This is a genomic window from Paenisporosarcina macmurdoensis, from assembly GCF_042658845.1.
GTDB lineage: Bacteria > Bacillota > Bacilli > Bacillales_A > Planococcaceae > Paenisporosarcina > Paenisporosarcina macmurdoensis.
The window spans coordinates 645,147-669,178 of sequence record NZ_JBHSRI010000002.1 but is presented as its reverse complement, the minus strand read 5'-3'; the positions used below and the strand labels follow the sequence as shown (position 1 = coordinate 669,178).

Here is a 24,032-nt window from a genome sequence, read left to right as displayed (position 1 = left end):
TGTTTTTAATTTTATTTATTTAGTAAAGATTTCACACGAGCTACTACGTTTTCTGTAGAGAAACCAAATTCTTTCATTACAATCTCCCCTGGTGCACTTGCGCCAAAGCGATCAATAGCTAAAATGCTACCTTCGTCGCCTGAGTATCGTTCCCAACCGAATGAAACGCCCATTTCAATTGCTAAACGTTTTTTCACAGTTTTTGGCAAGACGCTATTTTTATATTCAGCATCTTGTTTTTCAAAACGATCCCATGAAGGCATTGAGATGACAGCTACATCAATTCCTTCTTCAGCTAATACATGTTGTGCATCGACTGCAAGAGAAACTTCAGAACCTGTCGCTAATAATAGTACGTCTGCTCGTTCTTTGTTCGCAGGAGATACTACATATGCTCCTCTAGCAACACCTTCAGCTGCAAGCTCTGCAGTGTGCTCAAGTACAGGTAAGTTTTGTCTAGATAAAATTAATGCAGTTGGAATAGATTTAGATGTCACAGCTAGCTTCCAAGCTTCTGCCGATTCGTTAGCGTCAGCAGGACGGATAACTGATAAGTTTGGCATCGCACGTAATGAAGCTAATTGTTCAACAGGTTCATGTGTAGGACCATCTTCACCAACAGCAATACTGTCATGTGTAAATACATACGTAACAGGAAGTCCCATTAAAGCTGATAGACGTACAGCTGGTCGTACATAATCGCTGAATACGAAGAATGTTCCACCAAACACATGTAAACCACCGTGTAAGGCCATACCGTTTAAAGCAGCACCCATTGCAAATTCACGAACACCAAACCAAATGTTCCGACCTTCATAAGAGTCGCTAGAGAAATCACCAGCACCTTTGATATTTGTTTTATTTGAGCCAGCAAGATCCGCGCTTCCGCCAAAGAATGAAGGGACGGTTTTAGCGATGGCATTTAACACATCACCTGAAGATGCACGTGTTGCCAGCGATTTTCCAGCTTCGTATACAGGAATTTCAACATCATAGTTTTCAGGTAGTTCACCTTTAATTGCTAGTGCAAATTGTTCTGCAAGTTCAGGATACGCTGATTTGTATGAGCTAAACAGTTCATTCCACGATGCTTCATTAGCACCTCCAAGTTGCTCTGCAGCTTCTTTGAAAGTAGCATATACTTCTTCAGGCACATGGAAATCTTCTTCAAATGTCCACTTGTAGCTTTCTTTTGTTAATAACGCTTCATCTTTACCTAATGGCATTCCGTGTGCATCAGATTTACCAGAACGATTTGGAGATCCAAAACCAATAACCGTTTTAACTTCTATTAAAGTAGGCTGGCCTTTATGGTTTTTAGCTGATTCAATCGCATTTGTTAAATCTTCAAGTGAGTTTCCGTCTGCAACATGTAAATAGTTCCATCCGTAAGATTCAAAACGTTTTTGGATTTTTTCCGAGAATGATTTATTTAAATCACCATCAAGAGAAATGTCATTGCTATCGTAAAGAACAATTAATTTATCCAATTGTAAGTGTCCTGCAAGAGAAATAGCTTCTGCCGCAACACCTTCCATTAAGTCTCCATCACCACATAGAGCATATGTGAAATGATCAACAACTTCATGGTTTGGTTTATTATAGACTGCAGCTAAGTGACGCTCCGCCATAGCCATACCGACTGACATGCCGATTCCTTGTCCAAGTGGACCAGTTGTAGCTTCTACACCTGAAGTATGACCAAATTCAGGATGACCTGGTGTTTTAGAATTCCATTGACGGAAGTTTTTAATCTCTCCCATTGGCAAATCATACCCACCTAAGTGCAATAAGCTGTAAAGTAACATCGAACCGTGACCTGCAGAAAGAACAAAACGGTCACGATTGAACCAAGTAGGATTTACTGGGTTATGACTTAAATGTTTCGTCCAAAGTGTATAAGCCATTGGAGCTGCTCCCATTGGTAAACCTGGATGACCTGAATTTGCTTTTTCAATTGCATCGATTGATAATGTGCGGATTGTACTAATAGCTAACTGATCTACGTGTTGAGACATATTATGACTTCCTCTCTGAAACAAAAGTTTTCTTCTCCATTTAGTGTAGTCAACTTTTGACGAACTGACAATGGTTAGCAAAATGTTGATTTAATTCAGAAATTTCTTTTCTTTTATCGCTTTCACTTTATCCGGCGTAACATCATTGCCTTCTGGGTCTATAACTGTCACATTTTCAATCGTATTTTTCATGGATGAACGAAACGTTTCCAAATACTCTTTACGCAAAGATGTCTGCTCTTTTGCTTCTTCTATTGTTAATCCAATTGATTTAGATTTTTTTGACAACTCGTTAATTCGAGTTATTTTTCCTGGAGATAACATTAATTCCACACCTTTCTTCTAATAACCTTATTAAAAGGTATGCAAAAAAGACTCGGAGCGCAAGTATTTAGCCTCCAAGTCTTTCTTTGTACTCCATATATCTACGGTGAACTGTTGCTTTACTAACAGGAAAACCAAAGCCTCTTAATGTTGAGGCAATCTCTGCATATGTTAAGCCGTTGTTACGTAATTTCACGATTTCATCCATTGGAATCTCTTTTCGTTCTCGTCCTTCAGGATTGCCTTGATCCTTCAGATTTTTTTCTGGTTTAAAACCGTGTTCCACTGCCCTTCTCATCCCTCTACGTATTTTGGCATTATGCAATTTACGTTGGTATTCTTCTACTAGGGCTAAAATTTCTAACATCATCGTGTCCATTTCGTTTAAACGAATAGACCCACCATCATTTAAAGAAATAACTTCAATATCTAATTTTTTCAACATATGTAATATAGCCATACGTGAATTCCCTCTACCCAGTCGTGTCTCGTCTTGTATAAAGACGGTTGTTATTGAATTCATTTTTATAAAATCAAGCATATCAAGTAACCCTTCTCGTTCAACAGAATACCCACTATGTTGATCAAGAAATACATCTCTTACGAAGTACTTTTGCTCCTGAGCAAATTTACGCAATTCTTCTTCTTGCCGAATTAAAGAAGTTTCTTGCGCTTCTTTATCAGTACTTACACGGCAGTAAAGAACCGCAGAATTAGAATTGGCCATTAATCTGATTCTCCCGCATATTCTATTCCTTGGTCAGGGGCATACTGATCAAGAGAATTTGGTAGGACAAGTGAATCTCCTGCATGAATCATTTGAGTATTTAAGTTGTTTGCTATCATGACTTCTGAAATCCAATCTTGTTTAGGTGTATTGCCTCTATATTTATCAGATAAAGTCCAAAGTGTATCCCCATCATGTATAAAGATTTCATTGTAAGACTCCTCTTGCTCAACAGCAAAAAGCACAAAAAACAATGTACAACTAAAGATTACACCTACTAATAACGAAATAAATGGATTGTTTTTGACCCAATTCATTTGAATTCCTCCTCGAATAGAATGTTTGTTCGTAATTTATATTTATTACTATAAACCGAACACACGTTTCTTGTCAACAATAATTAGAACCTATGTTTGCATTTTATTATTCGAATTGATATACTAAAAGTAGTTAATTAGAGAGAAACCATTTGGCGAAGAGGTGAACTAGTTGAAAAAAGTATCGAAACGACAAGAAGATATTATGGCTTTTATAAAAGATGAAGTTCGAAAAAAAGGATATCCACCATCCGTGAGAGAAATTGGAGAAGCGGTAGGACTTGCTTCTAGTTCCACAGTTCATGGTCATTTAGCTAGACTAGAAAGTAAGGGATTAATTCGACGCGATCCTACAAAACCACGCGCAATTGAAATTTTAGAGTTTGATAACTTGGCAGAATTTCGACCAAACGTAGTAAATGTCCCATTAATCGGGAAAGTCACCGCTGGGTTACCAATCACAGCCATTGAAAATATAGAAGAGTTTTTCCCACTACCTGAAACGTTTGGAACTACCGAAGACAATCTCTTTATGCTTGAAATAATGGGAGATAGTATGATAGAAGCCGGGATATTAAACGGTGACTATGTTGTTGTGAAACAGCAGCAGACTGCAAATAACGGTGAAATTGTCGTCGCTATGACTGAAGACGATGAAGCCACTGTTAAACGATTCTTTAAAGAAGAATCCTATTTCCGTCTTCAACCTGAAAATTCATCTATGGAGCCAATTATCGTTGAGAAAGTTTCGATACTAGGAAAAGTTGTAGGTGTTTATCGTCATCTTCATTAATCAACAACAAAGCCCTTACACATTTGTGTAAGGGTTTTTTCAATAGTTAATCAGTACTTTACACTTTAAGTAGATGTGTGCTATACTGATTTTGAGCCGATATCACGCCGACTGACATTTTCATCTTCAGTCGGCCTTTTTGTGTTCTTTTTTATGAGATTGGATTGTCCCCCACACTTAAATTCGGATTATTTTAATCCCTTATCTTTTAAATATTGTGTATTGCGTCGAGCTTTAAAGCGCACATCGTTGTTTTTCCACCAACCCCACATCGATGCCGCAAACGTGATGAGAGCTGTTGCTGCAACTTCGTAATCTGTATCATTAAATGGTAATGGACTCGTTCCCTTCATGACCAAATATTGATTTATCCAAGCTAAAAATAGAACGATAGTACGAACAATCATCATCTTGTCAAAAGGTGCAAGATTCTTCGATTCGCTCACTTACCTACCTCCTTTTTAATCTGGTGTTACATTATCTTATGTATATCTTATTTGAACTAGTATCTAGTCAATGATTTATTTATAAATATTATTGCTTCATTGCTGTGAAAAGTCAGCCCGCTTCGGTCGGACGAATCTTCTGCTGCACCTTGATCTAAAGAATAAAGAGATGGACTTGTGACTGCGTCACTCGCCCATCTCTTTTTCCAGTTCATCTTGTTTCCTCCTTGAACAATACTGTTTCTTCTTTTCAAGACGCAAAAAGAGCCATCTAAACAGCTCGTCAATCATTAATAAAGCAGTTGTTAACAATAAGGTAATAATATTTTTATGGGAAAGCTAGCCTATAGATAAAGAAAAAAACGCTTCTCAAGGTGAGAAGCGTTTTACGTTGTCTATGGGGTAATCTAATTATACGGTTGCTTTATCAGCTTTTTTAATTTGCTTACTTCTTAATTGACCACAAGCAGCGTCGATGTCCGCTCCTTGTTCATGGCGTACACCACAGTTGATTCCCTTTTTCTTAAGTGCATCGTAAAACGCACTAATGGCTTCAGGAGTACTTTGTTGGTATTGACCATGTTCATCAACTGGGTTATAAGGAATTAAGTTGACGTACGATAAATGACGTTTGTCTTCGAGCAGTTTAGCAAGCTTTACCGCTTCTTCTACGTGATCATTAACATCGCGTAAAAGGATATATTCAAACGTAATTCGACGGTTCGTTTTTTCTAGGTAATAATCAATTGCATCCATCAGTTTTTCAATTGGATAAGCTTTATTGATTTTCATGATGCGTGTGCGTAATTCGTTTGTTGGGGCATGAATCGAAATAGCTAAATTCACTTGAAGCCCTTCATCAGCGTAATCGTAAATTTTAGGCACAATCCCACTTGTCGACACGGTAATGTGACGTGCTCCAATTGCAAGGCCTTTTTGAGAGTTTACAACGTTAAGGAAGCTCATTAAGTTCGTGTAGTTATCAAATGGTTCACCAATACCCATTACAACAATATGGCTCACACGTTCCTCTTTCTTCACTTCGTCAAGATGTTGTTGAACTTTCATAATTTGTTCCACGATTTCTCCTGAAGACAAATCACGACTCTTTTTCAATAATCCACTCGCACAAAAACTACAGCCAATATTGCAGCCGACTTGAGTAGTAACACAAACTGATGACCCATATTTAAAACGCATTAATACCGTTTCAATTAAATTTCCATCTTGCATTTTAAACAAGAATTTAATCGTTCCATCTGCTGATTCTTGTTTAACACTTTCCTCAAGTGTGTATAGAACAAAGTTTTCTTCAAGTAATTGAATACATTCTTTACTAACGTTTACCATTTGTGAAAAATCAGTAATACGCTTTATATATAACCAATCCCAAATTTGTTCTGCACGGTATTTTTTTTGTCCGTTATCTAGAAGCCAAGTAGTTAGCTGTTCTATTGTCAATCCAAAAATAGATGTTTTCATTTGATACCCTCTTTTCATAAAACAAAATCAGTACTCATTCTACTAGAAACAAGCTCATATAACAACTGATTGAATTTTCAAAGTCACACTTTACAGTTAACCAGTTCTTTAAATATGTTTTTAACACGAGTTATAAGCAATATAAAATCTTTCTCCTTCATTATGAACTCAATCAAAGCGATTATTCGTCGGAACTTTAAAATCACATTTTTAAAAAGCTCAAAACCCTACTAAAAAGTAGGGTTTTGGCTTTACTTTACATTATTTTGTTCTTTTATCCACCAGTCAATATGATTTAGATCAAAAATAAGGATGTTGCTTAATGGACTGGTATGAGGAATTTCTCTTTGAGTCATAAGAATAATTAAATTTTCTTCAGTCATTGGGTAGTTAACTGAATCAAAATAAGCTATTAATCTTTTTACCCCTTGGACTTTTCTCATTTAATCACCTCCACTAAATTCTCCTTGTAGATCAAAGAAAGCTTAGTGCTAGTTATTAAATAATGAATCCTAGTAATATATACCCGCATTCCAAACATTTAATCCTTTGAATAGCTATTTTTTATAAAAATTATTTCTTTAGAAGGAAATAATTTAAATAATTTCTTGTGTTGACGGGCAATAGTTCAACGAATTTCATAAAAAAACGTGTGAACCAATTGGCTCACACGCTTATTATTAATACATTTTCAAGTATTGTTCGCGTTCCCATGGGTGTACAGATGTACGGAAACTATATCTATATATAATAGAAGGTAATAATGTATTGCTTACCTTGTTTTACATGGCAAAATGACATTGAAATACAGTAGGATACAATAGAAAACAATCAATTCGTGGTAAGTTTGTGGTAACTTCCTTTCAATGCTTGTGGTAACTTTCGCAATAAAAATTTAGACATTACAAATTATCATGGTTGGGCTTCATTACTTCCCAGGAGGACTTGTTTTTCAGGAAGAAAAACCTTGATATAGGTTGGTTTGTTGGAATTTTTGTGTAGTGAATGTGTAGCGTAGTGTTTTATTGCCCTCTCACAATACGTGGTAGGGCTTTTATTTTGTCATATTTAAATACACATCAAGCAGGTCCTCTACTCGATTACGCAGCCTCACATTTAGATACCTTCGATGCTGTTCATATCCACCATAGAAGAAAGCGTATTCTGTACATGTTTCATCTCGTGTACCTTTAATGATCTTCATGTTGTTCTTTCTTAGATATAATTTTGTTTCTTTTAAATCCTTTTGCACTGCTTTGATGGACTGTTCGATGATGTTTATATATGGTCGACTTAACTTGAAATTCTCGCTTTCAAAAACTACACGATCTCGCTCCAATAAAATAATGATCATGGGTAAGTAAATCATGCTTTCAAAGTAAGGTAAACTTTCAGTTGGAATGAGTGCCATCTATATCACCATATTCTCTTTACGTTCAACAGGGATCAACGCCATGACGCTATCAATCAAAAATGTACGTTTGGTATTTCTCAAGAAACAATAAGCTTGGAATGAATCACCATTTAGCTTCAAAACTTTAATACGTCGCTTTGTAACTTCTCCAGGTTTCGAGGTATACATAACATCTACAATCTGACCATATCGCATGGACCTCAATAGACTTCCCTTCACATTAACCCCTCCAAAAAGAACACTTGTTCCCATTATATGCGAACGTATGTTTTTTAACAATGGTAAATTTCAACATGGAATTTTAATGATGTAAAAAAAGACGCCTATTGAGGCGTCGAATCACTGAACAATCTATCTATGAAGTATTCGCTCAATTTATTATCATCGAGTACAAATTTTTTAATATCACTATTAATTATTTTTCTGAGTATGTCATCTAATTTCACAGACAACTCCATCATCAGCTTTGCTTCTTTCTCTTTTAGGCTTGATCCATGGATTATTCTCGATCTGATTCCATATGCCTTTTTGGTCGTATTAAACAATTCTTTTTTTTCTTCAGGAGTAGTTCCTAAAAATAGGGCAACTCTCTCAGCAATCTTATAATTTACTTCAGTACTATCAGTGGTAAAAAAGCATTCTAATGCCGTACAGTAAGAAACAATTTTTATTGGCAAATGAGTAGCACTCCTTGCTTCTAAGATAAAATATGAAGCTCTTTCTGCTCTTATTGAACCTTTAAAAAATAATTCATTATTAGGGATTTTTCCACCTTTTATGAATTCATCAATGTTCGGCATAACATCTTTTCCAAATGAGATTATAGCTTTGTTTATTTGTTCATTAGTAAATATTGATTCTTTAATGTCGCCTTCCGCGTTTGAATTAACAGCAGATAGTGCACCTTTATAAGTTAGACCATCCTCGATGAAATCTTGATACACAACAAGAAAACCATCTCTTACATAGACGCTGTTATCTTTTATTGCCCATAATTCATTCACAAAAAATTGCGCTTCTCTCAAGAAGTAAAATGTATATTCGCTGTCATCTCTTTCTTTTTCACTCAATGTCTTTAATTTATCAAAATCACCTGTACCATATAAATATACCGTATCTTCAAATTCGTTCAACGAATGGAATCCTGCAGCTTCTTTTAATAATTCTGATTTTAATACTTCCTTCACTAATGCATTATTATTAGATATTCTTGTTCCAGGACTTATTTCTTTACCTTTATTATGTGAATCTTCTAATTTCAAATTATGTAGAACTGTTAAAAATAAATACTTCAATAGTAACCCTCCTTAATTTCATTCTTTAATATTCTATACTAGTACCCATTTTCCCTCTATAAGTCAAAAAAGACCACCCGATTAAGAGTGGTCTTTTCAAGTATCTTGTTTATGCATTCACTTTTTATTCTTTTTCATTCTTTTTTCGTCAAGCCTATCTTTAATGTCTTCAAAAGTTTTTTCAGCAGCAGCAACTATTACAACTTTCCCTATTTTTTTCACTACTGGTAAAGCAGCAACAATAATTGGTTTTACGTTCAACTTGTACACCATCCATTCGACGTTTTGGAGAATACTTCGAGCGACTCCTACCTTCTCACTATATTCGATAGATATAAAGAAGTGAGATGAATTCGTACGTCGAGTTTCGTCATTTGGGCAAATAAAAAAGCCACACCCTGGAGTGCGACTTAGAAGGACCGTATTAACCATATTGACCAAGTTGTTTGATGCTTTTAAACTAGCTATAACTCTTTAATTTAATTGAAAAGTGTACTTATTTTGCTTCACATTCATAAAGCAATATTAAAGCATCTTCGTAATCTTGTTCTTTAACAGCAATTTCTTCTTGATTTCTAATTATTTCAAGTTTTAATTCTTGTATTTCAATTTCAAGTAAGTCATAAGGTCTGAGAGGTGTATCATGTAATTTAGCAGGTCCAAAACGGTCGTCTAGATTCATATTATGATAAGGATCTAACCAAACAACATAAAAAATGTTATGGTATCTAATCCCATGTACTCTCCCACCTGAAGTTGACAGCCTAAATTGTATCATGTTCTCTGGAGAAATCTGATCAAGGACGTGTTCTGCGATACTATCATTATAGTGATAAGCAGTTTTTTCAAAATTGTGACGATGTAAGTCATAATGTCGTCTTTGACTTTGCAGTTCATTAAAAGTTAAATTTGATACTGCGTGAAAATTATCAAAGCAGTTCATAAACCAACTACTATCAACTTTGCCACAATTAAATGCAGGATGGGTTGTATCTAAAAGATTGAAAGAAAAGTGAATCTTCTCTTTATTCAATTTTTCAACTTCTTCTTGAATTTTCTTTGGAAACATCGTTGGAACATTAGACTTACCTTTTGGAACATGTGCAACAGGTATGATGGGTTTTTTAATATCTTTCTTGTCAATCCTGTTGTTCATCTTCAAGGACCTTACGGTAGTAACTCATGATTGTAGAATCATTAATCTCATTTGAACATGCATCTAGATTTCCTAGATGTCCACGCGCTTCTTTCCAAGGTTCTTCAATATGTGTAAGGTATTCTAATTCATTACCATTAAGATGACCATAAGAATTATAAACATTATGAATAAATTCATGCATTAATGGATGTTGCATAACTTCTACCGGTACATTTCTCATTTCAATATCTCGCCAGCCGTAGTCTTTAAATTCACGGTAAAGTTCTGGCACAACCGGTCCATGAACCCATGCTTCAAATTTATTATTAAATAATTTCTCTTCATAGTAAGTGTAATACCAGGAATAAGCGTAATAGCATAGCTTCTGAAGTTTTTTATGCGTCATGGATTCAATCGATAAAAATGTATCTGCAACAACATTTACGGTAGTAACAGCTTTTTTAGGTAAGGTGTGTATCATATTTTTTTCCCTGCTTTCGAAATGAAATAATTCTCCCACAGTTCATCACCTCTCAATGTAAAAGCTGCACAAAATGATGCTTGCCATTTTATAGCTTTTTTAAACATATGATTAATTAATGAACTTATAGAACTATCAATCAAATTGGCATTTAATAGCATTATAAAATATAACACTGTTGGATGAAGATTAACAATCTATTATCTTCTTACCTTTATATTCTACATACAAAACCATTAATCCTCTAAATATTCAGATAATAATATTTTTATATTTTTTATGTTTTCAATCGAATATCATATTCAAGTTAATTGACAAAAAGCCCCACTCTTTTAAGAGTGGGGCGATTAGCTTATTCCATCTTCCCAGTAATATAGCCACGATCAACAGCTACCCACATTACCTCGTGAGAATCATCTTGTGTGAACGTACCATTTTCCACTTTCTCACGCCATACTTTGCCAAGTGCGTGGTCCTTCATTTCAAAACGCTTAAGGACTCGTAGAATAGCGTTTTTGCCTTCGTTTGTAGAGAACTTGAGTAGATTTGATAATGTGATTTCATCACCTTTTTCTATAGGTGTTGAAGTAACAGCTGGCTTAGGTTTTATTGAAGCATCTAATTTTACTTTAGTTACAGGACCGTAAGAGCCATCTGCAGTTAATCCGTTAGCTGTTTGAAATGCTTTGACTGCATTTTCAGTTGCTGGGCCGTAACTAGAATCTATAGACAATTCCAACCCAGCTTTAATTAAATTCTCTTGTAACTGTTTAACTGCTGTACCTGTATCTCCACGTTTTAAATAATTGGACACACTAACACTCTCCTTTACTTCTGGTTTGGTAGCTCCTTTAACTTCTTGCATACATGCTTCTAATTCATTCTCTACATCTTTAATAAACGACTGCAGATTTCTCCCAACTGACGCTAAGCCTAATTTAGGGTCTGTTTTTCTACCTGGATCTAAAGTATAGTGAGCCGTTATGTGTTTCTTTGGATCTAACTTAAATATATGACATAAATACGCATTGTACCAAACATACTTTTCATAAGATTTTTGGTTATTTATCTTTCCTCCATAACAAAGTTCAACACCGATAGCTGCACGGTTTGCATCATGTCCATAAAGCGCATTGTCTGTTTTCACACCGAATAAAACGTGATAAGCCATTTCATCTAGAGGAACACATTCAATAATTTCAATGTCATCAATGAACGTGTGAGCGGATGATACTTGTAACAAAGGAACCAAATTTGCAGTGCTATCCATCCAGCCCACATTTCCACGTGCAGATGAACCGGGATTGCCCGTATCATGATCGACAATAAATAAAACTCCCAGGTTTTTTAGACCTGGACGTCTACGTGATTTATTAGGTAAGTATTTTCTTGTTATAGGATACTTCATAAGAAATGGCATATTATTTTTCACCTTCCTTTGCAGTTTCTAATTGTTTATCCACTTTACTTCCCGCTAATTCTTCTCCGATTATTTTCTTGAATGAATCCGATTCCACTTTTTGCGATTCCACCACTTTTAATTTCTCAGCTAACCCTGCAGGAACCAATACACCTAACTCTGCACAATTTTCCAAAATGGAAAGTCCTTCATTCGCAATATAAAAAATAACGGTAGCATATGTAATCGCTCCGCCCATATTAAGTATTTGATCAATCACATTGGCCAATATAATCACTACCAGTACCAACATTTTTCGTGCATATCCAAACAGACTCTTTCGGCTCCATAAGTTGTGGTTTTTAATTGCCTTGAATATCCCCGTGATCACATCTAAGACCATTAATACGAGCAACAGATGCAAGAATTTAACATCCCCAAATAAATAAAACCTCACTACGTCTAAATGTTCCAAACTAAATCCTTCTGTCATTTTCATCTCTCCTTAAAATCATTATTTTTGGAAAACAAAAAGAACGCCCGGTTGGACGTTCCTTGATTTGTCTTATTCTGTTTTTAATACGGTGCCACTTAGTTTTTTTATAGAGATATCAGGATCAAATGGAATCATTCGTCCTTCATCTTTTTTTTGTTTTTGCTCGGTTGTTATCCAAAGTGTTACTGCTTCCAAACTGCTCTTTGCAGATACTAGAAAATTTTCATCGTTATATCCAATAATGTAATTATTCATGAAACTCCCTCCTCTTTCATCCAATATTCGACAGAAGAGGGAGGAATCCTTCAAATGTAGTTGAATTTAAATCTATTCTCTAATACGATACTAGTAGCAAACTTGTTCAGGAGGTGTATTCATTTGTTCAGTCCTAAAGAATATAATGACTTTCTATCCTTTAAATTAAAATCGGCAGATTACCATTATAAACAGTGTATTGACGCTGAGACAAATCCTAATTTATTTGAAGATACTGATCAACAAATTATTGCTACTTCGTCTGAGTTTACAGCAATGATGTTGGTTTATCAGTCTACACTCGATTTGTTAGCTCAGTTTATTAATAGACACAGGCATTTGAAATTATCTAGTAGTTCTTTATATTTTTCAACTGTAATGATAAATGTTGAGAAGATTCCTGACATGAAAGAATCACTCAACAACTTGAATGCAAACGCCATATACTTAATCGATTACTGTAATACGACAAAACACAGAAACTTAATAAAAATTTCAGAGCAGTGGACTTTCATTACACCATTTCAACCAATGAAGCTTTTATTGGTATCCCCATTCAAAAAAGATGGAAGGTCTTATGATGAAAAAGTCTTGTTGGACATCTCACGTGAAATTCATGAATCGTTTACTCAATCAATAAAAACACTAATTAATTTAGTCTAAGTATTAATATCTATACTTAGGCTTGTTCCGTAATACTAAAAGGTGCAACCTTTGGCTTGGATGAAAACAAAAAGATCGCCTTGCTGAACCTTCCCGAGATAAAACTATGTGTTCGCTAAATTACTGAAAATCTCAGCAATCTTATCGTGATGTTTTGCTTTGTCGTCGTTGTAACCAGCTAAAGTCACTGCAATTTCATGTAATAAAGTTTTAGCTTCAACTTCTGTTAGATTTTCTATTGGCGTGTCTAAAGAATCTTGCCAGCTCATTCCCACAAGTAGAACCCCCTTCCCCTTTCATCCATTATTCAACAAAAGAGGAATAAATCCTTCAACAAATATCAAAGATTTGCAGTAGCAACATACAACTGGAGTAGATATCCAACAGTAAGAATTACAAGTCCGCAAATTGATAATATTTTATTTTGATATTAATTCGGACTTATTTTCTCTAATTCATCATAAGTTGTACCTTGTTTGTTTGGTCTGCTAAAAACAACGCTACTAAGTGTGAGAATGGTGCCCAAGAAACTAAGTGTTATTCCCATCAAATTTAACATATTCATTCACCCTCTTTTATTGTATTACGCTAATTCTAGTGAATGGTTTCAATTTATTTACATCTCAGAAGTTTCTTCAGCAAACTCATCCTTTTTAATCCTCTTGTGCAGTTATGAACGTTTAATTTTTGATATAAAAAATACACCTCAATGGGTGCTAGTCGATTATGCAACAGCAATGTAAACATCGCCTGTAATTTCTTCATACTGCACATCACTAATCTTTCCTGCAACTACGGCATCTCCTACCATTTCTTTAGTCCAATATTTCGGATAGAATCGTTTAATACATGTATACCAATCCATATTAAATCACTCCTTTCATCATTAGTTGATACATCATTTCCGCCTGACCATTATTCATATCATCAATGACCATATCTTTCATCATTGAATCGTACATGAAGGTTGCTTCAAGTTCATCAACCTTTTCTGTTAGGGGTTTCCTAGGCTTAGGCTTATTGTCTTCAGAAGCGTTAGGGTCTGGGTCTGGGTCTGGGTATGTGAACTGAATCAAACCTGTTACAACATCGATACTATAACCAATACTTGCTTCAAAATCCTCAGAATATGCCCCATAGGACAATTCAGTCAGCCCGACTGTTTGAGGGTTGCGTTCAGATAATTCTTTATATAGCATCATGTCATATTCCATTGACGTGGGTACAACATTACCATTCATCTCACTAGTACTGACAATGACGTTTCCAGTCAGTTTATCATAATAAATCTTTTTACCTATTTTCATCATGCTTCCCTCCTTTTATTCAAATGCTAACCATGTGAAATTTGAAGCATAAAAGCTACACTCTAGCTTAAAGCCACCAGTATTAACATAATACGTTGAGCCAAGCGATTTTTTAATATTAGACCCTGCATAAAAAACCTCGGTAGAAGTTTGGGGTTCGATGTATAGCGTATGAACCAATGGGTCTGATGTTCCGGTTGGGAAGATTATTACAATTTTCGGTTTAAACGTAAGTCCCGAAACTGTGAATACCCCCGAATACAAGGGAATGGTAACAGTCCCAGTTGCGAATTTCTTATCCCCAGTAGTGATTTGCCCTATTTTAGTCGCCAATGTCGGGAATGTATCGGCTGATGTAGCCGGGACGCCTTTAGCATTTACTGCGTTGGCGATAGATGTCTTTCCGTTATTGGCAAACGTAAAAAGCTCAAGCATTGCCGCCTCTAGGTTATTAGCAGCAAATTTACCTGCACTATCTAATAATGCTACCTTAGCAGCATCTGTACCTACTACTTCCCAGCTTGTTCCGTTCCAATACTTTTGCTTAGCCATAACTTTCAACCTCCTTAGTTTGTATCAATCCATATTTTATTTGTATCAATGGGAGCTGTTGTTCCTTTGTGAATCTCGGGTGTTACCGGAGGCAAATCATTATTTAACTGACTTAAGTTAATTAGATTACCTTTATGCCAAACATCAAAGCTTCCAAACTTAAGATCAACTCCTAAGAATTTCATCTGTTAACCTCCTATCCTATAATAGTGGCGCGATACTGGTTGGCAGTTGGCGCACTAGCAAACGATACTGTAATAGATGATGCACTAGTAATTGCTACATCAGCGTATACCACATTAAAAGGCGCCACCATCTCACGAATCATAACAATAACATCTTGTGAATTTAAGCTATGATTGATAACGAAACTAGTATTTGTCCCATTTCCTATGTTCACCATAGTTTTATCTGGCTTGCTGTTCCATGTGTTTCTTTCAGTAGTAGTGACGTGTCTAGCGGCATCGTTGTTGTGGGCATCAAACTCAGTCTTAGTTGCCTGTTTAACGTTGTCCACTAAATTTAAGCCTACATCTGCTTTATCTAATACGACTAAACCAACCTTACCTGCTACTGTTCTGACTGGTGCGTTCGCCAATACCGCCTGTTTAGTTGTGTATGGGTTCATGTATTTCAATTCAGTGGACCCTAGGTTTCCTTCTTCAAGTGTTGCCATACCATAGTTTTCAACGAAGCCCAACCCTATTTGCCCCTTGTTTACTTGGTGGGGGTTACCCACATCAACAGTATGGGCATTAAATTCTACTTTTGTAGCTTGCTGTACATTATCAACTGATGACAGACCTACATCTGATTTGGTTAATGTAACTACTCCTGTTTTGCCTGCTACTGATTGTACCGCGCTTACTGGTGTTAATAGTTCCTGCCAGTTCGTTAGTGTTGTCGATGGTAATGCTCTTAGAATAAACGATTTGCTGATATCAGTTCGTACTGCTATATCACCGACTTGAACCGTTAACGCCAACATGTTCACCTCAGTAGTAACTATGAAAGTATCTGAGATTGCCGTAGATGGTAGTACTGACACGTCCAACTTACCGCCAGAATCAAGTATAGGAATTGTTCCGCTAGCCGTACCCGTGTTTTTACTAGCCGCTGTTCCTAGAATTGGTAGCCCACTCAATGATGCATATGTACCAGATGTCGCCACAGTTGCTAGTCCAGTAATCATTGTTGCGGGGTGTGATGCAGGGTGCGTATAGTTAGTTGCACCTGTCGCAACGCCAGCTAATTTCGACCGTTCAGCATCTGTCATAAATCGATTACTTGCATCTTGTACAATCATCGATGGTGGATGACTAGACGGATGAACGTAGTTGTTGGCATTCGTTGCGATACCGATTAACTTAGTTTCCATGGCGGTAGTGAATGCGGCCGAAATCGCGTCAAGGATAGCCTTGTTATTAAATATCAAACTCATATTCTGCCATGCCGTACCATCATATCCATAAAATGCGCTGTTAGTTGTGTGGTAGAAAATCATACCTGTTACTGGGCTTGTTGGGAATGCCCCAAGGTTTTGAATTCTAGCATTCTGTAGTTCGTTTCTTCCTAAATCAATATTAGTTAAAAATTGCACTGATGAAACACCCCTTTTAGATTATGTTTGCCTTACCTGAGAACGCTGATGTGAATCTGACTTCCAGTGTATTCGTGTCGATATGGTCCACATCTCCATGCACCACACTGCCCGCGCTATCTATGACAGCTACATGCGGAAATTTATTGAGGTTGTGGTTGATTACCCATACAGTACTTGCAGAAATTTGGTTATGGTTATATGTCTGCACTTCTCCAGAAAGACCCTGAGGTCCAGTTTCCCCTTGAATACCTTGCACTCCTTGGTCGCCCTTAAGGTCTGTATACTGGTAGGCCGTTTCTTCGTCTCTCTTAATCCCGAGAGATGTCCCTTGCCATATGAAATCGAGGCCTGCACCATCAGTTCCGTCTACACCTGCAACGCCTTCGCCCCCACCTTCTGCTATAGGGTTATCAGTTTCTCGTTTGATTTTCTCGATTATGGTTGGTAGAGGCTGTCCGAATGTAGCATCTAATTGATAACCATCCTTTTCAATGATTTCCACAATTTCAGTTACCCGTAATTGAGCTGTCTTTGTCTTCTTCGCATTCTGTACCGTGACGATATCGCCTAGTTGCCAATCCCGCCCATATTCAAATGGCCCGTATGGTAAGACTGATGTTTCAAACGATTCGACTTTTGCATATTCGTCTAATTTTTGTTGACCACGATCCTGTAGATTTCCATCTTCCGCAATATCTCGTGCATCAATGAAAATTTCATTCCGCGCGAGACCACTTGCGGTTCCTATAAAAGCAATTTCACGTGCTGCACCTTCACCTTGACCTGCCACAATCGCAACATTCTTATAATCGAGAGAGGATTCAATTACCTTTTGAGATCTCACGTTATCAAACTCGACACTAAAAATAACTGGTGGATGGATGTTTTGAGTACTCGTTAAATTTCGGCCCTCCGATACATCGAATAAATAAGAAGAACCATCAAATTGAACCTCCCATCCTAGTCCTGAGGTAATACTTAATTTTTCCAATTCATCTTTTAGATTCTTAAAACGGGTTTGATAAAAGAAAGAGCTCCCACGATTTAAGTTGGGAGCCACAGTTAGATCTGAGATGATTCGTTCTGACGTAGTTAAAACCGCATTGTTATTTACAAATTGTTTCATCAGAGTTTCTGCGTCTGCCGTTTGTCCGTCATACGCTTGTCCATCTGGAGGAATCGTAAATCGTTTTGCAAGGATTCCTTTCAAGTCGTACCCTCTAACGATTAACTGATCGTCACCTTTGCCATTTTCAGATGTCATTTCTTCGATATGTGCAATAATTCCAGTCTTGTTGCTTCCAACGCTGACAATACGACCTTCTAGTAATTCATCCACATGTTCCATATGTTGATTAACAACAATCTGAAACTCGCCCTGCTTATGCCAACGTTTCGTCCACATAACACTGCCAACTGCATCAATTTCTGTTATAAAATCGAACGTATCTGAAAAAATACGAATCATTTACTTCACCTTCCTTCACTCGTAATTCTGTTATTAAGCCGTATCAATCCAGATATCTTTTGAGGAAGGGCTAACTGGAGCTGTGGATTGTACAGAAATCACCATTCCACCGAGAGCAGGTGCTTCAGTTTGTATTGAAGCGACAAATTCATCCCATTCAGCTTGATAAACATCTGTTGGCACTTGAACGATGCTTGAGACAACACCACACAATGATTGATCTAATCGTTCATCTGTAACTGTTGCAATCACAGTAGTACCTGCGTTTACTCTTACTTGAGCGAGACTTAATTCATACACCAAATCATTTCGTTCAAGATTAGGTGCAATTGGTGACGTTGCTGGTACACCCTCTTTTATGACAACTCGAATATCTCGATTTGTAATGTTCCGATTTAACCGAACAACTACGCGATCAATACGAGGAAAAGATGGGTTACCAGTCGTGTGGTTTAAATCAATCTGTGTGGTATTACGGTATAAGTAACCTTCAATGAACGCAGCACCAATTTCCACACTTGAAATTAGCCCTACTCCTTTTGTCACTTTCAAAGACGGAAGATCATTTCGATAAAAGACACCGTTTGTAAGTAACTCATGATAATATTTCGCAAAATCAGCAGCAGTTACTTCACGGTCAGCATCCACAGAATCAAACATAAAAAATTCTTCTGCCATTCATCTCACCTCTTTTTTTATACTGCTAAATACCTTGGATAAAACTTAATTGTCACAGGTGCTTTTTCGAAATCTTCTCCTGTTGAGTAAGTTAATAAATTGTTACCTGATTCAAGTTGAAAGAATGTACTTGCGAGATTGATATAATTAAAAGCATTAGTTCTCGTTCCATCAACCGCAATTCTATCAACACGTTTTTTTCCAAACTCGGTACTAATCCATAACTTTTCTCCTGCTAACAAGCTTTGCGACACTTCAATAAACTCTCCTGTTGTTTCGTTTTCAATTCGGATCGGTGAAGTAGCAGGTCCCTCAAATGTCACCTAGATGGGAGTAGCTGAATCGCCTTCATTGACGACAATTCTTGATTTTGCTGCCGATTCTTGATTACCAAATATAGTTGGCAAGACTAAAGGAAAGGTCAAACCACCACTGAAGGTTGCTAACTGTTCAACATGTTCTCTTTCTGAACGCCAATAAGGATCTGGGCATCTTAAATCGACTAAAGCTGTTTGGAAGAAGTCTTGTCTACTATCATCTGAGGCAGGATAAATGGGAATATGTTCGACCACCGCTAAGATAACTCGTGATATGTCGTCAATTGTATATTCCAGTTCTCCTAGCCCTAATTTGGGATTGAATACTCCAGCAAAATAAGCTCTCTTTTTGGCAACATCTTTTAAATCATCACCTAAAATTGTTACTTCTAAAGAAATTTCACGTTCAGAAAATGTTGTGCCTATATAAGTAGAACCGTCTTGATAAGGGGATTTTTGAAATTGAATATCCGCGTCAAGATCGCCTAATCCATTTAAAGCTGTAAATAGATAGGTAGAGCAATCGAAATGGAGGGAAACGCCTTTAGAGTTTGTAAACTTTAATTGCTCTTTCAATTCATCCACCCCATTCCATTGCCAACTGTCGTTGTGTTTGTTTTTGTTTTCTCGCTTGCTCCGCCGGGGATACCACCGGAACGTGATAATTATTCACTACTGAAGCATTGTAATTTTTCGAGTTAGATCCGCTAGTTCCATTGGTCTTTCCAGATAAAGAAATACTCGCTCCTTGCGCCAATTGAGTAGCTAAATCTTTATTGGAGCTCTGTGATTTAGAGCTTTTTGGAACACTAACTGACCCTCCCGTTGTCCCTTGTAAGGCTGCGTTTACCGCCTTAGCAATTGCTGTCGCTTGTGAAACTAGCGCAGGTTGCATGGATTTCATACCATCAAGTAATCGTTGTCCAGCATCTATCCCGATTTGCGTCAACGTCTTAAATTCTTCATCTGTTGCTTTCGTTATGCTCGCAATCTCTGCTACCCATTCCGTTTTTAATGAAGCTAATTCGTTATTCGCAACAAGTCGCAATCCAGCGATTCGTTGTTGCGCTTCTGTATTCAGTCGGTCTAGTTCTAAGTTTGTAGCAACTCGTAATTCACTGATTTGATATTGCGTATCGGCTTTCATTCCTATTAACTGTTCTTCTGATTCAGCCCTCGCTAACGCAGATTTCTCGAGGTATAGAGCAGAGTACTGAGTTAATTGCTCATCAGTGAGGGAGTTTAACGCAATCAATTGAGGCAGAGCTTTGGGTCCCATATCACGAAGTTCATCAATGAGTCCCTGGTCAATTGCCTTTGATGATAATTTGGTGATTTCGGATTCCCATGATTTAAAACCATCAACTTGAGAATGTAAATTTGAAAGTAACTCATTTCCTGATTCTTTCGGAGCAATATCAAATTTCTCGAATAACCCCGCAAAATTTTTCAAGGATTTGTATCGGTCTTCTAATGTTTTGGCGTACGCATCATTCAACCGCTCTTCATCTGCAATTAACTTGTCTTTGGCAGCTTTTGATTGAGAAACTAACTCGTCATTAACCTTCGCTATGTCTGATGTGAGATTTTGGTTGATATCGGTCATTCGTTTGGCATATTTTTCGTTAGTTGACGTTATGTCGGCATCAATTTTACGCAACGTATCGCGATACTTAGAATGTGCATCAATCTTTTCTTGTGTCCCATTTTTGAATGAATCAGCTGCCTTGCGCCAAATATTTGCCTCTTCGATTAGGGATAACCCTTCGATTTTTTGCTTATTATCGATGAATTTTTGAATAGCGCTCAATCGGTCACTTGCTGATTGTTCTTCAACTTTAGCGATGTCTGCTTTTGCTTTCTTTTTACTCGAGAGAATCTTTGCGTCTGCATCGTTCTCAATCTTTTCGATTTTAAGAACTTCTGAAGACGTTAACTTGCGATTTGATTCATGAGCTTTTTCTTTTATTTCAGCAATTTTCCGAACCTCAGCTGTCGTTAATTTTCGTTTAGCATCGTGAGCTTTTTCATGAATCTTGGCAATGTCTGATGTAGCTTTTCTATTAATTTCTATTTGTTGCGCAGAATCTTGTTTGCTAATTGCTGCAATATCAGTAGCTGCTTTTTTAGAAATAGCTGATTGTTCAGCAGCTGCCGTTTTTCCAATAGTAGCTATTTGGGATGCAGTAGATTTTGCAACATTCGTAATTACATTCGAAAGTTCTTTCATAACAGATTCATTTCGCGCCTTAGTCGATGCAATACCATCTGCATTTCCGATGCCAATCCATCTTCCTATGGCAAACATCACTCGAGAAGGTGAGGCAATTTTAAGGATTTTCTTAGCCCATTCTGGAATGTTGGAAGCTAATTCGGTAATCACACCAAGCACTGAGCTAATAGTGGATTTTATTCCATTCACCAAACCTTCAATAATGTTCTTACCAATCTGCTTTAAATCGATTGCCTTAAGAAAATTCACTGCTTCTGTCCACTTAGTTGAAATAGTAGTTCGTATAGTAGTCATCGTGTTTGAAATAATGGTACGCATCCCTGAGAATGAACTAGATGCAAAACTTTGAATCCAATTAAAAAAGCTGGATGTGCTTGATTTAATAAACGACCATCCACCTGTAAAGATGGATTTTAGTCCAGTAAATAAAGCCATTCCTGCTTTGAGAAGTCGACCATATAATAAAAGATTGAACAAGTTCCAAACAAACTCAATTGCACCTTTAAAGATGTTTTTGATTCCTTCCCACATTTTCGAAAAATCACCTGTGAACAATCCAGCAAAAACTTGGATGAGTCCTTTGATAATATTCATAGCCCCATTGATTACGCCTTTAATATTTTCCCATACCATCTTAATAACAAATAATATGGCAGGCATTACGAAATCAATAACTGCTTTAATACCATTCCATATGTTTGTGAAGGCTTTAAGAAGTTGTTGACCATTCGCGTTCCAAAAAGTTTTCAGCTCGTTCATTTTAGATGTTACAAACGAGACGACGCCTGCTATCGCGGGCTGAACAATAGGCACTAACCCATTCCAGACCTCTAATGCTTTCTTTTTGACCGTATCCCAATTTTGATAAACTAGTATACCTATAGCAATTAATCCTGCTATGGCCGCGATAGCAATTCCAATAGGGCCTGTCAGTGCCGCTAATACGCCACCAGTCTGTGTTATACCTCCAACTAACGGTCCGATAAATCCCATGATCGAACCGATAGAAGATATGAACATTCCAAAACCAACTAAAAGAGGTCCAATAGCTGCCACGATTCCTCCAATAATTAAGATCAAGTTAATCATTGCAGGGCTTAATTCATCGAACCAAACCGTTAATTTCTGTAACGCACCTGTTGCTTGTAAAAAGAATGGTAATAACGCCACTTGAATTGCATCTCCTACTCTCCCCATAGCAAGTTTTGCATTGTTCATTGCAATCGCCGCTTGGTCAATTGGATCTACAGTTTCTTCAAATGTCGTTTTCACTGCTCCTGCTGCATTCGCACCAGCGTTTGAAAATTCATCTAGATTAAATGTGCCTCTTCCAATAGCATCAACCATTCGAGTTGCGCCTTTAGTTCCAAATATTTCAGAAGCTAATGTCAATGCTTCTGTCTCACTTTTAGCTCCTAAAATAGCTTTGATTGTATCATTTAAACCCTGCTCCAAAGTCTTTCCGTCTTTTGCAAAGACCACTTGAGCTTTACTTAAACTTGCTAAAGATGCAGATGAGTCAACGCCTGCTTTTTCAAACCCACCAATCAGTGCAGTTCCTTCTTCAAAAGATAAACCCAGCGCCTTAATCTGAGGAGCTCCAGCAATAGCTTTATCGAATAAAAAGTCTACTGCTTGACCTGTGTCTTGAGCTGTTTTAGTTACTGCATCTAATACGTTATTCAAATCACCGTTAGCTAGCCCGTAAGCTTCAATTGCTTTCTTAGCAGCGATTGATGCAGATGTGACATCTGTTCCGTTAATAGATGCGAATTGGAGCATTAGTTGAGAGTTATCTTCTAACTCTGTACCTAAAAAACCAAATTGAGTATTTACCTCACCTATGGCTTCACCGACTGACAATAAGTCATCTGGTACTCGTCCAGCCACTTCCTCGAAACTTGCTTGTAAATCCGCTGCCGCATCACCAGTAGCTCCTGTTTTAGTAATGATCGTATCAACAGCCTCGTCCACAGAGTTAAAGGCCGCAACCCCCGCAACGCCAAATGCAATAATTGGTGCGGTTAAATTCGTTGAAAGACTTCCCCCAACATCCTTTATTTTGTCGCCAGTACCTTTGAGGTTATCTCCCATTTCTTTTAAACTATTATTCTGCTCATTAATATCACCGGTGGTGGCATCTATTTCATCACCCAATTGTGATTCTGCACTTTGTGCATTATCCAAGGCTCTTGTTGTTTGAGTAAGTTCATTTGCAAGTCGTTGTTCAGCAATCTGCGCATCAAGAACCGCATTGGCCATTCGTTGAGCTTCAACAGAGGTCTCACCATATTGAGCTTTCACACGCTCATATTGTGCTTCAGTATCGGCAACTTTCCGAACAGCCAAGGCTTGTTGTTGAGCCAGATACTCCACCTTAGCTGCGAATTTATCTGCCTCACTTGCTGTCAATCGCATTTGTTGCTCTTGTAAGACAAATTCTTTACGTAACTGACCTGACTCGTCTTTCATTTCTTTAATCGACTGGTTAAAGTCTTGATTAAATAGTTTGATACTAACTACTGCTTCTTGATTTCCTGCCATTCATTTCACCCCTCTTTCTAGGATGTTTTTGGATTGTTCATCCAACTTTTAAAGGCAGATAAACTTTCATACACTCGTTGTA

29 protein-coding genes are annotated in these 24,032 nt (G+C 37.2%); 2 read left to right on the top strand and 27 right to left on the bottom strand.

Annotated elements, in window-relative coordinates; translation table 11 throughout:
- Window positions 1-11: 11 nt before the first annotated feature.
- From tkt to yneA, 4 genes are all read right to left on the bottom strand, one after another.
- Window positions 12-2,018, bottom strand: coding sequence for a transketolase (gene tkt, locus ACFPYN_RS03210; protein WP_377732477.1), 2,007 nt, complete (start codon window positions 2,016-2,018; stop codon window positions 12-14).
- A 90-nt stretch (window positions 2,019-2,108) separates the two neighbouring features.
- Window positions 2,109-2,342, bottom strand: coding sequence for a DUF896 domain-containing protein (locus tag ACFPYN_RS03205; protein ID WP_377732476.1), 234 nt, complete (start codon window positions 2,340-2,342; stop codon window positions 2,109-2,111).
- A gap of 67 nt (window positions 2,343-2,409) precedes the next feature.
- Window positions 2,410-3,069, bottom strand: coding sequence for a YneB family resolvase-like protein (locus tag ACFPYN_RS03200; RefSeq protein WP_377732475.1), 660 nt, complete (start codon window positions 3,067-3,069; stop codon window positions 2,410-2,412).
- Complete coding sequence (gene yneA / locus ACFPYN_RS03195; RefSeq protein WP_377732474.1) at window positions 3,069-3,386, bottom strand: cell division suppressor protein YneA; 318 nt, start codon at window positions 3,384-3,386, stop codon at window positions 3,069-3,071. The genes ACFPYN_RS03200 and yneA overlap by 1 nt, the downstream gene beginning before the upstream one ends.
- A 172-nt stretch (window positions 3,387-3,558) precedes the next feature.
- On the opposite strand from yneA, the gene lexA reads away from it, so the two are divergent.
- Window positions 3,559-4,179 carry a transcriptional repressor LexA gene (gene lexA / locus ACFPYN_RS03190; protein ID WP_377732473.1) on the top strand — a complete coding sequence of 207 codons (621 nt, stop codon included), beginning with the start codon at window positions 3,559-3,561 and terminating at the stop codon, window positions 4,177-4,179.
- Window positions 4,180-4,367: 188 nt separating this feature from the next.
- Here the strand turns inward: lexA and ACFPYN_RS03185 are convergent, their stop codons facing one another.
- The 12 genes from ACFPYN_RS03185 to ACFPYN_RS03130 form a co-directional block, all read right to left on the bottom strand.
- Window positions 4,368-4,625 (bottom strand): phage holin, encoded by a 258-nt coding sequence (locus ACFPYN_RS03185; protein ID WP_377732472.1) that lies wholly within the window; start codon window positions 4,623-4,625, stop codon window positions 4,368-4,370.
- A gap of 411 nt (window positions 4,626-5,036) precedes the next feature.
- Window positions 5,037-6,107: a 23S rRNA (adenine(2503)-C(2))-methyltransferase RlmN gene (rlmN, locus tag ACFPYN_RS03180; protein WP_377732471.1), complete on the bottom strand. Its 1,071-nt coding sequence runs from the start codon at window positions 6,105-6,107 to the stop codon at window positions 5,037-5,039.
- Window positions 6,108-6,358: 251 nt separating this feature from the next.
- Window positions 6,359-6,550 (bottom strand): hypothetical protein, encoded by a 192-nt coding sequence (locus tag ACFPYN_RS03175; protein ID WP_377732470.1) that lies wholly within the window; start codon window positions 6,548-6,550, stop codon window positions 6,359-6,361.
- Between the two features lie 611 nt (window positions 6,551-7,161).
- Window positions 7,162-7,518, bottom strand: coding sequence for a hypothetical protein (locus tag ACFPYN_RS03170; protein ID WP_377732469.1), 357 nt, complete (start codon window positions 7,516-7,518; stop codon window positions 7,162-7,164).
- A complete protein-coding gene (locus ACFPYN_RS03165; protein WP_377732468.1) occupies window positions 7,519-7,740 on the bottom strand; it encodes a transcriptional regulator in 222 nt (73 codons plus the stop codon). It lies immediately after the preceding gene.
- A 104-nt stretch (window positions 7,741-7,844) separates the two neighbouring features.
- On the bottom strand, window positions 7,845-8,816 hold the full coding sequence (locus tag ACFPYN_RS03160; RefSeq protein ID WP_377732467.1) for a hypothetical protein: 972 nt from the start codon (window positions 8,814-8,816) through the stop codon (window positions 7,845-7,847).
- A gap of 117 nt (window positions 8,817-8,933) precedes the next feature.
- Window positions 8,934-9,077 (bottom strand): hypothetical protein, encoded by a 144-nt coding sequence (locus ACFPYN_RS03155; RefSeq protein WP_377732466.1) that lies wholly within the window; start codon window positions 9,075-9,077, stop codon window positions 8,934-8,936.
- Window positions 9,078-9,312: 235 nt separating this feature from the next.
- Window positions 9,313-9,972 (bottom strand): hypothetical protein, encoded by a 660-nt coding sequence (locus ACFPYN_RS03150; RefSeq protein ID WP_377732465.1) that lies wholly within the window; start codon window positions 9,970-9,972, stop codon window positions 9,313-9,315.
- Window positions 9,956-10,435, bottom strand: a complete 480-nt coding sequence (locus tag ACFPYN_RS03145) for a Panacea domain-containing protein (protein ID WP_377732464.1) — start codon at window positions 10,433-10,435, stop codon at window positions 9,956-9,958. The genes ACFPYN_RS03150 and ACFPYN_RS03145 overlap by 17 nt, the downstream gene beginning before the upstream one ends.
- Before the next feature lie 352 nt (window positions 10,436-10,787).
- A complete protein-coding gene (locus ACFPYN_RS03140) occupies window positions 10,788-11,855 on the bottom strand; it encodes a peptidoglycan recognition protein family protein (protein WP_377732463.1) in 1,068 nt (355 codons plus the stop codon).
- Window position 11,856: 1 nt separating this feature from the next.
- Complete coding sequence (locus tag ACFPYN_RS03135) at window positions 11,857-12,327, bottom strand: phage holin family protein (protein WP_377732462.1); 471 nt, start codon at window positions 12,325-12,327, stop codon at window positions 11,857-11,859.
- Window positions 12,328-12,399: 72 nt separating this feature from the next.
- Window positions 12,400-12,585 (bottom strand): hypothetical protein, encoded by a 186-nt coding sequence (locus ACFPYN_RS03130; RefSeq protein ID WP_377732461.1) that lies wholly within the window; start codon window positions 12,583-12,585, stop codon window positions 12,400-12,402.
- 123 nt (window positions 12,586-12,708) lie between these two features.
- Between ACFPYN_RS03130 and ACFPYN_RS03125 the strand changes: the two genes are divergently transcribed.
- Window positions 12,709-13,248: a hypothetical protein gene (locus ACFPYN_RS03125; protein WP_377732459.1), complete on the top strand. Its 540-nt coding sequence runs from the start codon at window positions 12,709-12,711 to the stop codon at window positions 13,246-13,248.
- 104 nt (window positions 13,249-13,352) lie between these two features.
- Here ACFPYN_RS03125 and ACFPYN_RS03120 read toward each other — a convergent pair whose 3' ends face one another.
- From ACFPYN_RS03120 to ACFPYN_RS03070, 11 genes are all read right to left on the bottom strand, one after another.
- Entirely contained in the window at window positions 13,353-13,523 is a 171-nt protein-coding gene (locus ACFPYN_RS03120; protein WP_377732458.1) for a hypothetical protein, read from the bottom strand.
- 449 nt (window positions 13,524-13,972) lie between these two features.
- Window positions 13,973-14,113, bottom strand: a complete 141-nt coding sequence (locus ACFPYN_RS03115; RefSeq protein ID WP_377732457.1) for an XkdX family protein — start codon at window positions 14,111-14,113, stop codon at window positions 13,973-13,975.
- Between the two features lies 1 nt (window position 14,114).
- Window positions 14,115-14,555 carry a hypothetical protein gene (locus ACFPYN_RS03110; RefSeq protein WP_377732456.1) on the bottom strand — a complete coding sequence of 147 codons (441 nt, stop codon included), beginning with the start codon at window positions 14,553-14,555 and terminating at the stop codon, window positions 14,115-14,117.
- A 15-nt stretch (window positions 14,556-14,570) separates the two neighbouring features.
- Window positions 14,571-15,107 (bottom strand): hypothetical protein, encoded by a 537-nt coding sequence (locus ACFPYN_RS03105; protein WP_377732455.1) that lies wholly within the window; start codon window positions 15,105-15,107, stop codon window positions 14,571-14,573.
- A 14-nt stretch (window positions 15,108-15,121) separates the two neighbouring features.
- On the bottom strand, window positions 15,122-15,292 hold the full coding sequence (locus ACFPYN_RS03100; protein WP_377732454.1) for a hypothetical protein: 171 nt from the start codon (window positions 15,290-15,292) through the stop codon (window positions 15,122-15,124).
- An 11-nt stretch (window positions 15,293-15,303) separates the two neighbouring features.
- Window positions 15,304-16,707: a hypothetical protein gene (locus tag ACFPYN_RS03095; RefSeq protein WP_377732453.1), complete on the bottom strand. Its 1,404-nt coding sequence runs from the start codon at window positions 16,705-16,707 to the stop codon at window positions 15,304-15,306.
- A 16-nt stretch (window positions 16,708-16,723) separates the two neighbouring features.
- Window positions 16,724-18,178, bottom strand: coding sequence for a siphovirus ReqiPepy6 Gp37-like family protein (locus ACFPYN_RS03090; protein ID WP_377732452.1), 1,455 nt, complete (start codon window positions 18,176-18,178; stop codon window positions 16,724-16,726).
- A gap of 33 nt (window positions 18,179-18,211) precedes the next feature.
- Window positions 18,212-18,856 (bottom strand): hypothetical protein, encoded by a 645-nt coding sequence (locus ACFPYN_RS03085; RefSeq protein WP_377732451.1) that lies wholly within the window; start codon window positions 18,854-18,856, stop codon window positions 18,212-18,214.
- A gap of 17 nt (window positions 18,857-18,873) precedes the next feature.
- Window positions 18,874-19,179: a phage distal tail protein gene (locus ACFPYN_RS03080; RefSeq protein WP_377732450.1), complete on the bottom strand. Its 306-nt coding sequence runs from the start codon at window positions 19,177-19,179 to the stop codon at window positions 18,874-18,876.
- Window positions 19,180-19,749, bottom strand: coding sequence for a phage tail domain-containing protein (locus ACFPYN_RS03075; RefSeq protein ID WP_377732449.1), 570 nt, complete (start codon window positions 19,747-19,749; stop codon window positions 19,180-19,182). It lies immediately after the preceding gene.
- Window position 19,750: 1 nt separating this feature from the next.
- A complete protein-coding gene (locus tag ACFPYN_RS03070) occupies window positions 19,751-23,950 on the bottom strand; it encodes a phage tail protein (protein WP_377732448.1) in 4,200 nt (1,399 codons plus the stop codon).
- Window positions 23,951-24,032 lie beyond the last annotated feature (82 nt).